Here is a 14,227-nt window from a genome sequence, read left to right on the forward strand (position 1 = left end):
GTCAGGCCGCTGCAGCCAGTCCGGTTCCTGCCAGCGCCGCCAGCACCGCAAGCCGTGCCTGCGCCTGCACGGCCATGCCGGCCACGATCTGCTCGCACGATTCGATCGCGCCGATGGCGGCGGCCGCCTGGCCGCTGGGCAGCACGCCCTCGTCCGGGCAGCCCTCCACCATCGCGCGCTGGATCAGCACCGGCGCATTGGCGGCCATCAGGGTCTGGGCGGCGCTGTAGTCCTGCTCGCGCATGGCGCGCCAGGCGGTGGCCAGCATCTGCGTGCCGCGCATGCCGGTGCGTGCCTGCCATTTGCGCGCGGCCGCCAGCGCCAGCCAGGTGCGCCGCCACGGGCCGGCCTTCTCCAGCTCCAGCAGCAAGCGGTTGTCGATCATCCGCTGCGGCAGGCCGTCGATAGCCAGCGACACGCGGATCTGGCCCGGGTCGCGCACCTTGACGTAGCGCTCCAGCGTCTGCGCCGGCACGGGCGATTCCGCCGACATCAGGAAGCGCGTGCCCATGGCCACGCCGGCGGCGCCGTAGGCCAGCGCCGCGGCCAGCCCGCGGCCGTCGAAGAAGCCGCCCGCGGCCACCACCGGCACGCTGACGCTGTCCAGCACCTGCGGCAGCAGCAATGTCGTGGGCGTGCCGCCGGTATGGCCGCCACCCTCGCCGCCCTGCACGGTGACCACGTCCGCGCCCATCTCGACGGCCTTGGCCGCGTGCTTCGCGGCGCCGACCGTCGGCATGCAGACGATCCCCGCCGCCTTGAGCCGGCCGACCATCTTCGCGTCCGGGCCGCGCCCGTAGCTGACCGCGCGCAGCCGGTGGCGGATCGCCATCTCGATCACTTCGTCAGCGTTGGGCTGGAACATGTGGAAGTTGATGCCGAAGGGCCGCTCGCTGAGCGCCCTGACACGCAGGATCTCGCGCTCGACCTCGCCGGGCGGGATGGTTGCGCCGGCCAGGAAGCCGAACGCCCCGGCGTTGCCGCTGGCCGCGACCAGCCTTGCGTCCGCCACCCAGCCCATCGCCGTCTGGACGATGGGATAGCGGCAGCCCAGCAGGTCGCACAGCACGGTGTGCAGGCTCGCGTTGCTCGTGCCGGCGCTCATGCCTTCCCCTCGCCGCCGGTGCGTTGCGACGCCGCCATCGCACGCGCGTCATAGCCGCCGAGCTTGTCGCCGCTGACCAGTTCGTTGTGCGCATGGGCGAAGTGGTGCCAGGCAAAGACCGCATCCATTGCCGTGCGCTTGCCCTGCAGGTCTTCCACATGGTTGATCGCCTGCTTGGTCAGCGTCAGGCCCAGCCGCGGCATCTGCGCGACCTTGGCGGCCATGCCGTAGACCGCTTCCTCCAGCGCTTCGCGCGGCACCACGCGATTGACCATGCCCATGCGCTCGGCGCGCTCGGCGCCCATGCGCTCGCCCAGGAACAGGAATTCCTTGGCGATGCGCGGGTGCAGCTCGTAGGGATGCGCGAAGTACTCCACGCCGGGAATGCCCATGCGCACCACCGGATCGGCAAAGAAGGCATCGTCCGAGGCCACGATCAGGTCGCACACCCAGGCAAGCATCAGCCCGCCGGCAACGCACGCGCCGTGCACCATCGCGATCGTAGGCTTCGGCAGCTCGCGCCAGCGCCGGCACATACCGAGGTAGACCTCCTGCTCGCGCGCATAGAGGAACTCGCCGCCAGGCTTGTTGACGTGGTCATACCAGAGCGAGGCACGCTCGAACGACTCATTGATATCACGCCCCGGCGTGCCGATGTCGTGCCCGGCCGAGAAATGCTTGCCGGCGCCGCGCAGCACGATCACCTTGACCGCGTCGTCACAGGCGGCGCGCCGGTAGGCTTCGTCCAGCGCATACGTCATCTTCGAGTTCTGCGCGTTGTGGTACTGCGGCCGGTTCATGGTCACGGTGGCAATGCCGTCCGCGACGCTGTAGAGCACTTCGGCATTGGGGCCCAGGGCGACGGCTTCGGTGGGCTCGATGGCTGGCGTTGTCATGTCGGCGTGTTTCCTGTCTCAGGCGCGTGCGGAAGGGTTGCCGCGCACGATCGTGGCGCGCAGGTTGTGCGGATCAAGCAGAGCGATCAGCCGCAGTTCTTCGGCCGTTGGCGGGGCCGTCTCCGGCAAGGCTTCGCCGGCGGCATTGGCCAGCGCAAAGCCGGTGGCCGTCTGCACCTGCTCAAGGGTCACGCCCGGGTGCAGCGAGCGCACGCGGATGGCATGGCCGGGTCCGCCGAAGTCCATCACGCACAGGTCGGTGACGATCACGCGCAGGTCGACAAAGCTGCGCATGCCCTCGATCTGGCGCGCCGGGTTGTAGCCGGCGCTGCAGACCATGTCGACTTCGCCGCCGACAAACGCGCGCGTGCTGTGCCCCGGGACGAAGAAGGAGTTGGCGTGGTGGATGCTGTTGCCCGGGAAGCCGCGCGCGCCCAGCAACTGGGTCTTGGGCTGCGCATGCGTACCGCCCAGGCACGAGATATTGGCCTGCCCGAAGCGGTCGATCTGCGTCGGCATCACCAGCGCGTGGCGCCGGCCGCCCCACAGGCAGTCGAACACGCGCGAGTAGCCCATCCAGCCGCTGGCGCGCACCTTGTAGCCGGGCTCGCGCGGCCCCAGCGGCACCGGCGTCTCGACCAGGTAAGCCTCGCCGTCGGTCATCAGCAGGCCCGGGTTGTGCGCAAGCCGCGCCAGGCCGGCGGCGATGCGCGGGCCGGTGCCGATGCCGGTGGCCAGCACCTCGCCGTCGTCGGTCCAGGCGCGGGCGGCGGCGGCGATCATCAGCTCCGCGCGGGTGAATTCATAAGTGGCGCTCACGGTCGCTCCTTGGGTTGGCGGATTCAAACGGCGGTTCAAAGGACGGGCAGCGGCAGGTCATGCACGTGGCCGAGGCCGCCGATGCGCGCCAGGTAGGCCGCCTCGCTGGCGCCCACCACCTCATCGCGGTAGGCGCGGAAGCCGTCATCTGCCTCGGCGCTGGCGCAGTACGCCTTCAGCGCGGGCAGGTCCCAGCCATACGCGGGGGCGCAGGAAGTGGGATGGGCCCCGGCGGGCGCGTGCATCACGCCCGTCACCAGCGAGCGCTCGAACGGGTTGTTGCGTGCGCGCGCCAGGTCTGCTTCCTCGAGGCGGGGGAGCAGCGTTTCGCAGCTCACGTAGCAGCGGCGCGCGGCGCGCGCGAACCATTCGTCGAAGAAGGGATCGGGGCCGTCGATGCGGGTGTTGCCGAGCACGTCGCTCTCGTTCACGTGCAGCAGCGCCGCGTCGAGCGCGATGGCGGGCATCGCCACCAGCACCTCGCCGTCGGCATAGGGCGAGCGCACGGTTTTCAGCTGCGGGTTCTTCGCCAGCACGTCGGTGCCCAGCGCCGTGCGCGTCGGCAGGAACGGCAGCCGCGCCGCCGCTGCGCGCAAGCCGAGTTGCAGCATGCCTTCGTCGAGCTCGGTGACCTCCAGCAGGCCGCGCTCGCGCGCCTGGCGGAAGTACGGCTCGAGCGGAATCACGTCGAGCGAGACAAAGCCGAACACCAGCCGGCGCACCTTGCCGGCCGCGCACAGCATGCCCACTTCAGGGCCGCCGTAGGCGACCACGGTCAGGTCTTTCAGCGGCGAGCGCAGGATCTCGCGCACCAGCGCCATGGGCTTGCGGCGCGGGCCCCAGCCACCGATGCCGATGGTCATGCCATCCTCGAGCTGGCCGACCACGTCGGCCGCGCTCATGGTCTTGTCGATTGTCTTGGTCATAGCGGTGTAGCGGTGTTAAGCGCTCTTTAGCGGTGTCCGATGCTGAAGTCGTGTCCCCACAGGCTGACGCGCGTGGCTTCGTAGGCGGCGTGGTGGCCCCAGTCCACCACCAGCCCGCCGTGGCCGTATTCGAGGTCGAAGCCGCCGGGGGTCTTCATGTAGAACGAGGTCATGCGGTCGTTGCAGTGCTGGCCCAGCGTGGCGGACAGCTTCACGCCGTGCTGCTGCACGCGATCGAGCGCGCGGCCCACCTCGGCCATGTCCGGCACCTCGGCCATCACGTGGATGCAGCCGGCCTCGGACGGCATCTCGAAGATGGCGAGGCTGTGGTGGCGGCCGTTGGCGCAGTGCAGGAAGTGGATGCGCTTTTCCGGCTCGTTCGGATCGCTGGTGAAGCGCACGCGGAAGATGTCGGACAGCCCAAAACCCATCACGTCACGCAGGAAAGCGTAGGTCTCATCGAACGCCGGGGCCGGCAGCACGGTATGGCCGGCGCCCATCGGGCCGGTGATGAAGCGCGGCACACCGAGCGGCGAGACAAAGCGCAGGAAGTCCGAGCGCATGCCCCATGAAATCTCGTGGCGGTTGCCCGACGGATCGGTGAACCAGGCCATCGCCTGCACGCGGCGCTGCGCCACTTCCGCCGCGCCGGCATGCACGACTTCCACGCTGGCCTGGCGCAGCGTATCGAGCGCGTGCCGGTAGGCCAGCTCATCGGCCAGTTCCCACCCGGATGCCAGGTAGCGGTCGCGCGCGCCCGGCACCACCAGGTAGCGGTAATCGCGCTCGTCCATCTTCACGTACAGGCCACCGCCGGGGGCGCCGGAGCAGGTCATGCCGAGCACCTGCTCGGCATACTGCCGCCATTGCCCCAGGTCGGTGGACTCGACCACGATGTAGCCAAGCGCACGGATATCCAACATGCGGTCTCCTCAGGTTCGTTGCCACTGCTGGCTGATGAGACCTATTCTTCCGTGCGCGGCTAGCCCGCACATCGTCCAGTGGGACTAGCCGATCCGGTGCCGGATTCAGGCGCTGGCGGCGCGGACGACGTACTGGCTGGTGGGCACCACGTCGATCTTGTCGAAGTCGATGAAGCGCTGGCAGCTGGCCAGCATGGCCTGCAGGTTGCGCTGGAACTTCTCTTCATCGCCGACGGCGTCGAAGAACGCCTGCGGGTCGGTCATGGCCGCGTCGGGGAAGCATTCCTCGACGATGGCGTCATAGGGTGGCGCGGCGTAGGTGAGCGGGCGCACCACCACGTTCTGCACGTAGAGGAAGTTGTCCTGGGTCTCGACCGCCACCTGCGTGTGGTGGTTGTGCCAGGTGTCCAGCCACGCCTGCGGCGTGAGCCGGGGCGGGCGCGTGAGAAACGCGAGCTGCGCGAAGCCGTGCGTGCGCTCGCCCGGCGCGGCGGGGAAGCGCGTATTGCGGATGGGCTGCGACTCCGTGACGAGGTAGCCGGCCATGCGGCCGACTGCCGCCTCGACCGCCTGGTCGAACGGCTGGCGCAGGCGGTCGACGGCGCTGTCGACCCAGACCGAGACCAGCCCTTCCATCTGCGGGCGGGTGTTGGTCTGGCGCAGGCCCGCGGCAGGCAACACGGCGTCATCCGCCACGTTGATCTGCAGTCCGCGCGCGCCCAGCGCCAGCAGTTTGTCCGCAAGCGTCGTGCGCAGCCGGCGCGCGAATTCCGCCGGCTCGGTGCGCGCATCGCGCCAGACGATATAGATGACTTTCTCCATGCTCCTCGCTCCCTGGTACAGGTGCCGGCCGTGGCCGGACAGGTTGAAGCGTGCGCGGAACAGGAACCAGCGCGGACCGCAGGCATTGCTGCGTCCGCCTGACGTGCCATCCATGCGCCGCGCCCGCTGGTCCTGTGCATGCTAGGCGCGTGGAGGGCGGCGCTCATCCTCCAATCGGACTAGGGGGGGTGCGTTGTACTGCGCGCGATGACGCTCAGCCGAGCGTCACGACACTGCTCAGCAGCATGCGCACCAGCGTGGCCTGCCGCGTGACGCCCGTCTTGGAGAAGATCGAACGCAGGTGGGCGCGCGCGGTGTTCTTGCTGGTGCCCAGGGCCTCGGCGGCTTCGTCGAGCGTCATGCCGTCGGCAAGCACCAGCGCCAGCGCGGTTTCGGCGGGGGTCAGGTCGAACAGCTTGCGCACCACCTCGTGCGAGGCGCGCGACTTGCGCTCGGGATCGCGGATAAAGACCGCGCAGGCGGGCCGATGCCGATTTTCTTCCGACCATTCGCTGAGCGGAATGGTGCGGATCAGCACGCCGAGCTTGCCGCGCCCCGACGGGCGGGTGATCGACATGGCTTCGGCCAGCGCCGGCTCGCTGCCGTGATGCCCCAGTTGCGCGCGGCGCAGCAGGTACTGGAACTTGCGGCTTTCCTGGGCGTAGGCAATCTCGAAGGTGTTCCCGTTGAGACGGATGCCGTCGTTGTCCGCCAGGATCTCGTCGGCCTCCGCATTCTTCTTGAGGATCGCCCCGGCGGCGTCGAGGATCACCATGCCCACCAGCATGCGGTCGATCGCGCCCGCGTAGAGCGAGCGCTCGGATTCGACCACATCCAGCCGGGAGTGCAGCCGGATCGCGCGCCTCAGATGCGGCAGGATGGCGCCGCAGGTCGCCTTGTCCACTTCGGAGAAATCCTGCGCGTCGTCCTGGCGGCAGATGCGCAGGCGGCACTCCACACCGTCATCGGTACGAATATCCGCGCCCAGCAGGTAGCGGATGCCAAGCGGCTGCAGGAACTGGCGGTAGATCTCGCTGCGGCACCAGTTGCCGGCGCCCAGCGCTTCGTCGACCGTCACCGCCCGGTCGGTGGGCAGGTTGATAAAGGGATCGATCGCGTAGTAGTAGCTGTTGTAGGAAGCCTCTGCCTCCAGCGAGGTGCCGTGCGCCGAAGCATGCACCGCCAGGCCGCTGCGGTCGCTGGCGGGCGAGCGCAGGATAAAGCTCACATAGCTGGCATCGAGTTGCTTGCGCAGCATTTCGAGCGCGTGGCCCCAGGGCACCGGTTCCATCGGCCCTTCGTAGACCGCGGCCAGCAGCGCGCCGAACTGCGTGACGCTCAAGCCTGACTGCGCAAGCAAAGGCGACGCCATATCCCGCGCCTCAACAGTCGCCATCAACATTCCTTGTCTCCTGATTCCACACCACGTGTGTCCCTGCCGGCGCTCTGCGGCACCTGGGGGCAGCGCAAATTATAGGGACGCTGCCCGCCCGCTGTCCGCATTTGCGCGGCCCTCGGTGTTTTCCCTGACCTGCAATCGGACGATGCCCGCCCCGCCCGCCGCGGATTCAATGCACGCATTCCCGCAGTGCAACCGAAGGAGAGCAACCGAGATGGATTTCACTGACAAGACCGTGCTGGTCACGGGCGGCGGCGCCGGCATCGGGCTCGCCACCGCGCAAGCCTTTCTGGCTCAGGGCGCGCGCGTGGCGATCATCGAGATCGACGCGCAGCGCGCCGACCATGCCCATACGCTGCTGGGCAAGGCCGGCGCCGACGTGCTGGTGGTACAGGGCGACGCCGCCGATGCCGGCACCGTACGCGAACTGGCCGCGCGGATCGAACAGCGGTTCGGGCGGCTCGACGTCCTGGTCAACAACGTCGGCGACTTCCTGCGCATCGCCAAGCCATTCGAGGACTACGCCGACGACGAGATCGCCAGCCTCTACGCCGCCAACCTCGGCCACGTCTTCACCGTCACGCGCGCCATGCTGCCGCTGCTGCGGCGCAGTGCCGCCGGCAGCATCGTCAGCGTGTCGTCGATCGAAGCCTTCCGCGGCATTCCGTACTGCAGCGTCTACGGCGCCTTCAAGGCCGCCATCACCGGCTTCACGCAGAGCCTGGCGCTGGAACTGGCGCCGGCGGGCATCCGCGTCAACCTGATCGCCCCCGAGACCACCGAAACCCCGCAGGTCCCCGTGTCGCAGATGGTCGCCGCGGAGCACCGGCACCATATTCCGCGCTGGATCCCGCTGGGCCGCTTCGGCACCCCGCAGGACATTGCCGACGGCATCCTGTTCCTGGCCAGCCCGCGCGCGGCCTGGATCACCGGCACGGCGCTGCATGTCAACGGCGGCGCCCTGGCCGCGGCCGGCTGGTACCGCGACCCGAAGGGCGCGTGGACCAATATGCCGGTCATCGGCGGCAACGGCATGAACCTCTGACGGCCGCGCCACGCGGCCACACCACCCAAGCAAGGAGACAGGCATGAAGATACTCATCGTCGGCGGCAATGGCATGATCGGGGGCCATGCGGCCCTGCACCTGCGCAGCCGCGGGCACGAAGTCACCATCGCGGGCCGCAACCGACCCGCCTCCGGCACGCCGCTGGGCGCACTGGACTTCCTGCGCTGCGACTACATCGCCAACGACCTGCCCGCGGCGCAGCTCGGCGCCTTCGATGCGCTGGTATTCGCCGCCGGCAACGATGTGCGCCACGTCCCGCCAGGCGGCGATGAAGCGGCACACTGGGAACGCGCCAACGTCGAAGGCGTGCCGCGCTTTTTCCGCGCCGCGCGTGATTCCGGCATCCGGGTCGCCGTGCATGTCGGCAGCTTCTATCCGCAGGCGGCACCGCGGCTGGCCGGGGAGAACGCCTATATCCGCTCGCGCCAACTGGCCGACGAAGGCGTGCGGGCACTGGCGACGCAGACCTTCCGCGTCAGCAGCGTCAATGCCCCGTTCGTCGTGGGCACGGTGCCGGGGCTGACGGTGCCGATGTTCAAGGCCTATACCGACTACGCCCGGGGCGGCTTTGCGCCGATGCCGGACTTCGCGCCGCCGGGCGGCGTCAATTTCATCTCCGCCATGTCGCTGTCGGAAGCGATCGAAGGTGCGCTGTTGCGCGGCGAGAATGGCAAGGCCTACCTCGTGGGCGACGAGAACCTGACCTTCCAGGACTACTTCGGCGCGTTCTTCCGCGATGCCGGCCGCCCGGTGCCGCCGGTCATCGACCAGGAGCATCCGTTGCTGCCTGACTCGGCGATCTGCTTCGGCCGGGGCAACACGCTCTACTACGAGCCGGATGCGGCCGAGACCGCGCTGCTCGGCTATCGCCGCTGTGACATCCTGCGCACGGTCAGCGAAATCGTGGCGCAGTACAGTTAAGGCGCTACCGCGGCGGCCCGCACAGGCAGGCCGCCGCATCCTCCCTTACAGACTTGAGATCAGCTGCGCGTTATCGATGCGCAGTTCCGCGCCATTGATGAAGCGCGACGCGTCCGAAGCCAGGAACAGCACCAGGTTGGCCACATCCTCCGGCTGGCACATGCGTGCCATCGGATCCGTGCCGATGCCCAGCGCCACCGGGTCCAGGTCCGGCACCAGCGCCTGCGTCATCGGCGTCCAGATGCCGTCGGGGTGGATCGAATTGCAGCGGATGCGGTAGCCGTTGCGCTTGCAGTGCACGGCCACGCTGCGCGTCAGCGCGGTCACGGCACCTTTCGCGCCGCTGTACGCGCACATCATCGGCAGCCCGCCCAGCGCCGCCACCGACGACATCACCACGATGGAGCCACCGGCCGGGTTGTCCTTCATTGCCTGCACGCCGAACCTGCAACCGAGGAAATAGCCGTCGGCATTGACGCGCATGACCTGCCGCCAGCAGTCGAGCGAGGTCTCCTCGATCGATCCCAGCGGACAGATGGCCGCGTTGTTGACCAGCACGTCGAGGCGGCCGAAGCGGTCGAGCGCGGCGGCCATGGCCTGGCGCCAGTCATCCTCGCTGCCGATGTCGTGGCGTACGAACAGCGCCGCATCGCCGATTTCCCTGGCGAGCGCCTGCCCGGCCTCCTCGTTGACATCGCTGAGCACCACGCGCGCGCCTTCCGCCGCCAGCAGCAGCGCGTCCGCGCGCCCTACCCCGCTGGCCGCGCCGGTGACCAGCGCGACCTTGTCCTTGACCTGATTCATCGTTTCTCTCCTGGTGTGGTCCGCTTCAGGCGGCGTCGGGAATCTTGCCGGCCAGCACCGCGCGCAGCGCGGCTTCGCCATACACCGCCGCCACGGTTTCATCGAGGATGGGATTGCCGCGCAGCTCGCTGCCGCCATCGACGGCGATGCTCTGGCCGGTGACCCAGCCCGATTCCGGCCCGGCCAGGTAGCGCACCGCGCTGGCGATATCGTCCGGCTCGCCGGCGCGTCCCAGCGGCATCTGCGCGACGAACTTGTCGAGCATGGCCGGGTTGTCGAACATCGGCCCGGTTGCGCCGGAGCGGGTCAGGCCCGGGCGCACCGCATTGACGCGGATACCGCATCCGGCCAGCTCCTCGGCCGCCGCGCACACGAAGGCTTCCAGGCCCGCCTTGGCGACGCAGTAGGCCGACAGCCAGCGGCAGGTCATGCGTGCCGCGTTCGACGAGATGCAGACGATGGCACCCCCATGCGGCGCCATCAGCGGCGAGGCGTGGCGTACGGCCAGGAAGGCGCTGGCGATATTCAGCTCCAGCTCCGCCATTAGTGACGCCGAGTCGTGCATCAGCATGGGACGGAAGCCGCCGCCGCCGACGGTCGCCACCACGATGTCGAGGCGGCGCTCCAGTTCCCACGCCTGCCGCAGCGCGGCCCGCACGTCATCCTCACGGCAGGCATCGCCGACGCTGATTTCAACCGTGCCTCCGGCCACCTGCTCAAGCAGGTCGCGCCGCGCGGCTTCCAGCGCTTCGCGCCGCCGCCCCATCAGCACCACCGCCGCGCCGTCGCGCAGCAACGCCAGCGCGCTGGCCGCGCCGATGCCGCCGGCACCGCCGGTGACGAGGGCCGTCTTGCCTTCCAGTGCACGATTCGTCGTCATCATGCCCCCCGCAGCGGCAGGTCCTGCATCCAGTCCACCACCAGCTCGCGCGCCGCGATGCGCCACTGGCCCTGCGATCGCTCGAAGCGGTCCTGGTAACGGATGCCCCAGTCCAGCTTGCGCGGCACGCCGTCCTGCTCATACAGGTGGTTGGCCACGCAGTAGGTTTCGCCGGTCGCCGTATCGCCATCGATGTCCACCAGTTGCTGGTGCACGTGGTGCTGCGTGGCGCTGTACTGGCCGAGCGCCGACATGCCCTCGGCAATCGCCTGCGGTCCGTCCATGCGGAAGCCCGGACCGGTCAGCCGCGCATCCGCGGTGAACAGTTCCGCCAGGCTCGGGAAATCGCGCCGGTCGACCGCCTGCGCATAGCGGCAGGTCAGCGCGTGAATGGCTTGCTTGTGTTCCAGTTCGGACATGGCCGGGCTCACTCCTTGGTTGTGACCGGCGACGCCATGGCAGGACGCCTGGCCGGTCGTTGGGATGGCAGACATCGTCAGCCTTGCCGCGCCGGCGGCCATCGTCCGCGTGGAGTAGCCGCCCGTGGTGCCGCTTAGTCCGAACGAAGGATGTACCGGGGCCACGCCCGCCCCAAGCTTTGATGAGCGCGGGCAGTCCGAATGCCGCCCGCATATCACTGATACAGGAGACAGACATGAAGCAGGCGGAACAGGCCATCGTCGCGGTCGTCACGGGTGGCTCGCGCGGGGCCGGCAAGGGCATCGCACTGGCGCTCGGCGCGGCTGGCGCCCGGTGTATGTGACCGGGCGCACCGAGCAGGAAGGCAGCGCGGCGCTGCCCGGCACCATCCATGCCACGGCGCGCGAGATCGATGCGCTGGGCGGACGCGGCATCGCGGTCGCGTGCGACCATCGTGACGATGCGCAGGTAGCGCGGCTGTTCGCGCAGGTGCGCGAGGAGTCGGGGCGGATCGATATCCTCGTCAACAATGCGACCTTCCTGCACGATGAGCTCATCATGCCGGGCCCGTTCTGGCAGAAGCCGCTGGAGATGGCCGGGATTCTCGACGTGGGCCTGCGCTCCGGCTACGTGGCCAGCTGGCATGCGGCGCCGATGATGGCGGCGCGCGGGCGGGGGTTGATCGTATTCACGTCATCCTTCGGCGCGAATTGCTATATGCATGGGCCGGCTTATGGGGCGCAGAAGGCAGGGATCGACAAGTTCGCGCATGACATGGCGGTCGACCTGCGCCCGCATGGCGTTGCGGCGGTCTCGGTCTGGATGGGGCCGCTGCGCACCGCGCGCACGCAACGCGTGTGGGAACAGCATCCCGACAAGTACGCGTCGTTCGCGCCCGTGGCGGAGACTCCGGAATTTACCGGGAAGGTCATTGAGGCGCTGTATCGCGATCCCGGGCTGATGGAGAAATCGGGCCAGGTGCTGATCGTGGCGGAGGCGGCAGCTGGATATGGAATTGTCGATGCGGAGGGCGTGCAGCCGCCGTCTTACCGGCAAGTGCTGGGCGGCCCGCCGCCGGTGCATCCGGCGATTGTGGAATAGAGGGCGGGTGTGGTTTGGGTGGTGTTCTCGCCCTTGGCAGGCGCTGCTGTTTCGCCGGCGGGGGGGCTTTGGTGTTGGTTGGTGTTTCGTGCTTGGCATGCGCCGCTGTTTCACCGGCGTAGCCGGCGGGGGGCTTGTGTTGGGGGTGGGTCTTCGCTCTTGGCATGCGCCTCTGTTTCGCCGGCGTAGCCGGCGGGGGGCTTGCGTTGGGGGTGGGTCTTCGCTCTTGGCATGCGCCCTTGTTTCGCCGGCGTAGCCGGCGGGGGGGCTTGCGTTGGGGGTGGGTCTTCGCTCTTGGCATGCGCCCCTGTTTCGCCGGCGTAGCCGGCGGGGGGCTTGCGTTGGGGGTGGGTCTTCGCTCTTGGCATGCGCCCCTGTTTCGCCGGCGTAGCCGGCGAGTTACTTCTTGTCCAAGCGACAAGAAGATGGAATGAACGCGCCCCGGCCCTCCGATCAAAGGCGCCGGTAGTTCAGTTGTATATCTGGGGAACGTGACAGGGTAGGCGGGCCCCCCATCGCGAAACGGCATCGATGTGCCAGAGTGGGAGTGTGAGCAACCACGCGAGGATGGAGGGACCCGAGATGAATACTACGACCTACGGCCTGGACATTGCAAAGACTGTTTTCCAGCTCTACTGGGTTGAGCCTTCCGGCAAGTGCTTCAACCGCCGTTTCAGCCGACCGAGATTGATCGAGTTCCTGGCCAAGCGCGAGCCCGGACGGGTGGCGCTGGAAGCGTGCGCCGGGTCGCATTGGTGGGCGCGCCAGCTTCAGTCCCTGGGCCACGAACCAGTACTGCTGCACGCGCGATACGTGCGACCGTTCGTGCAGACCAACAAGACTGATGCGGCCGATGCGAAGGCCATTTGGACAGCGGCTCAGCAGCCGGGCATGCCGGTCGTGGCCGCGAAGACCGAATCGCAGCAGTGCGTACTCGGCCTGCACGCGATGCGCCAGCTGCGCGTGAAGATGCGCACCATGCTGGTCAACCAGCTACGGGGCATGCTCTTCGAATTCGGCGTCCAGGCCCGGACCGGGCTACGACGCGGCCTGCAGGAGATCGGGCAACGGATGGACGAAATTGAGAAGAGCGTGCCGCCCTCGCTGTTCGAGTTCGTGCGCGAGCAATTGCAGAGCATCGAACGGCTCGATGAGGAAATTAGTCGCCTGGAGCAACGCATTGACGCCTGGGGTCGGCAGAATCGGGCTTGCCAGACGATCCTTGCGATCCCTGGCATCGGCATGCTCACGGCCACGGCCATGGTTTCGACGATTGGCGACGTGCGCACCTTCAAGTCGGGACGGCAACTAGCGGCGTATCTTGGTCTGGTGCCCAAACAAACCGGCACGGGTGGCAAGGTCCGGCTGGGCGGCATCAGCAAACGGGGCGATTCGTACGTGCGAACGTTGCTAGTTCACGGCGCACGTGTCGTGCTGAGCCATCTGCGCAAGCGGAATCAGCCAGGCTGGAGCATGACGCTCGCGCAGCGTCGGCCGACCAACGTCGCGGTGGTCGCGTTGGCCAACAAGGCGGCCCGCACGGTATGGGCGCTATTGGCGCATGACCGGGCTTATGACCGAGACTATGTCTCGGTCAGGCCTGCCTGAGGGGGGCAGGCCGAGCTAGCAAGGCACGAACCCGTCCACAGGTTGCGACGGCAATGTCGATGTGATGGCAAAACAGGTTGGACCGCGGGAGTGCAAGCCCAATTGGTTACTGGTGCCTGCAAGCACGGCAAGAAGATAGGGACACTCCCGGCAAAATCCATCAGGGCCCGCAGGCTTGGCCTGCACCGCAAGGCCGGATATAAGTCTGCAGCCAATCCTGTCCAAGTCTGATGTTGGCGTTACCCTTGCAAACCGGGGCGCGTTCATATAAGTCTGCAGCCAATCCTGTCCAAGTCTGATGTTGGCGTTACCCTTGCAAACCGGGGCGCGTTCATATAAGTAACCAAGAAGCGCGTCGCCTGGCGGCTGGCCATCAACGATGCGCTCCTTGTTTTCGAAGGGCGTTGGTCTCGCGAGGCATGGCTTGTAGTGGTCAAGTAATTTCGGACAGGCAGATAGGTTCTTTCACTGACGATTTCGCCTCGTAGGCAGTGGGCGTCAGATACCCCAGGGTTGAGTGCAAGCGCACCGGGTTG

General features: G+C 68.0%; 13 protein-coding genes and 1 pseudogene. 4 read left to right on the forward strand and 10 right to left on the reverse strand.

Annotated elements, in window-relative coordinates:
* Position 1: 1 nt before the first annotated feature.
* The 7 genes from KHO22_RS31090 to KHO22_RS31120 all read right to left on the reverse strand — a co-directional run bounded on the left by KHO22_RS31090 (position 2) and on the right by KHO22_RS31120 (position 6,893).
* Positions 2-1,105, reverse strand: coding sequence for a nitronate monooxygenase (locus KHO22_RS31090; RefSeq protein WP_211951033.1), 1,104 nt, complete (start codon positions 1,103-1,105; stop codon positions 2-4).
* Positions 1,102-2,001, reverse strand: a complete 900-nt coding sequence (locus KHO22_RS31095) for an enoyl-CoA hydratase (RefSeq protein WP_211951034.1) — start codon at positions 1,999-2,001, stop codon at positions 1,102-1,104. The genes KHO22_RS31090 and KHO22_RS31095 overlap by 4 nt, the downstream gene beginning before the upstream one ends.
* Positions 2,002-2,019: 18 nt before the next feature.
* On the reverse strand, positions 2,020-2,820 hold the full coding sequence (locus tag KHO22_RS31100) for a CoA-transferase subunit beta (protein ID WP_211951035.1): 801 nt from the start codon (positions 2,818-2,820) through the stop codon (positions 2,020-2,022).
* A gap of 35 nt (positions 2,821-2,855) precedes the next feature.
* The gene (locus KHO22_RS31105; RefSeq protein ID WP_211951036.1) at positions 2,856-3,746 is read right to left on the reverse strand and encodes a CoA transferase subunit A; all 891 of its coding nucleotides are present in this window, start codon (positions 3,744-3,746) and stop codon (positions 2,856-2,858) included.
* A 26-nt stretch (positions 3,747-3,772) separates the two neighbouring features.
* Entirely contained in the window at positions 3,773-4,669 is an 897-nt protein-coding gene (locus KHO22_RS31110; protein ID WP_211951037.1) for a VOC family protein, read from the reverse strand.
* A gap of 105 nt (positions 4,670-4,774) precedes the next feature.
* Complete coding sequence (locus KHO22_RS31115) at positions 4,775-5,491, reverse strand: EthD domain-containing protein (RefSeq protein ID WP_211951044.1); 717 nt, start codon at positions 5,489-5,491, stop codon at positions 4,775-4,777.
* A gap of 214 nt (positions 5,492-5,705) precedes the next feature.
* Entirely contained in the window at positions 5,706-6,893 is a 1,188-nt protein-coding gene (locus tag KHO22_RS31120; RefSeq protein WP_211951038.1) for a helix-turn-helix transcriptional regulator, read from the reverse strand.
* Positions 6,894-7,104: 211 nt separating this feature from the next.
* On the opposite strand from KHO22_RS31120, the gene KHO22_RS31125 reads away from it, so the two are divergent.
* Both KHO22_RS31125 and KHO22_RS31130 read left to right on the forward strand, forming a co-directional pair.
* Positions 7,105-7,935 carry an SDR family NAD(P)-dependent oxidoreductase gene (locus KHO22_RS31125; RefSeq protein ID WP_211951039.1) on the forward strand — a complete coding sequence of 277 codons (831 nt, stop codon included), beginning with the start codon at positions 7,105-7,107 and terminating at the stop codon, positions 7,933-7,935.
* 43 nt (positions 7,936-7,978) lie between these two features.
* Positions 7,979-8,878 carry an NAD-dependent epimerase/dehydratase family protein gene (locus tag KHO22_RS31130; protein ID WP_211951040.1) on the forward strand — a complete coding sequence of 300 codons (900 nt, stop codon included), beginning with the start codon at positions 7,979-7,981 and terminating at the stop codon, positions 8,876-8,878.
* A 45-nt stretch (positions 8,879-8,923) separates the two neighbouring features.
* Here the strand turns inward: KHO22_RS31130 and KHO22_RS31135 are convergent, their stop codons facing one another.
* The 3 genes from KHO22_RS31135 to KHO22_RS31145 are packed head-to-tail and all read right to left on the reverse strand — an operon-like array spanning position 8,924 to position 10,981.
* Complete coding sequence (locus KHO22_RS31135) at positions 8,924-9,682, reverse strand: SDR family oxidoreductase (protein ID WP_211951041.1); 759 nt, start codon at positions 9,680-9,682, stop codon at positions 8,924-8,926.
* A gap of 25 nt (positions 9,683-9,707) precedes the next feature.
* A complete protein-coding gene (locus KHO22_RS31140) occupies positions 9,708-10,565 on the reverse strand; it encodes an SDR family NAD(P)-dependent oxidoreductase (RefSeq protein WP_211951042.1) in 858 nt (285 codons plus the stop codon).
* Positions 10,562-10,981 carry a nuclear transport factor 2 family protein gene (locus KHO22_RS31145; protein WP_211951043.1) on the reverse strand — a complete coding sequence of 140 codons (420 nt, stop codon included), beginning with the start codon at positions 10,979-10,981 and terminating at the stop codon, positions 10,562-10,564. The genes KHO22_RS31140 and KHO22_RS31145 overlap by 4 nt, the downstream gene beginning before the upstream one ends.
* Before the next feature lie 236 nt (positions 10,982-11,217).
* Here KHO22_RS31145 and KHO22_RS31150 point away from each other — a divergent pair.
* A pseudogene (locus KHO22_RS31150) lies at positions 11,218-12,083 on the forward strand (SDR family NAD(P)-dependent oxidoreductase).
* Positions 12,084-12,665: 582 nt separating this feature from the next.
* Entirely contained in the window at positions 12,666-13,691 is a 1,026-nt protein-coding gene (locus KHO22_RS31155; RefSeq protein WP_211951045.1) for an IS110 family RNA-guided transposase, read from the forward strand.
* Positions 13,692-14,227: the final 536 nt, after the last annotated feature.

Source organism: Cupriavidus yeoncheonensis, from assembly GCF_905397275.1.
Taxonomy (GTDB): Bacteria; Pseudomonadota; Gammaproteobacteria; order Burkholderiales; family Burkholderiaceae; genus Cupriavidus; species Cupriavidus yeoncheonensis.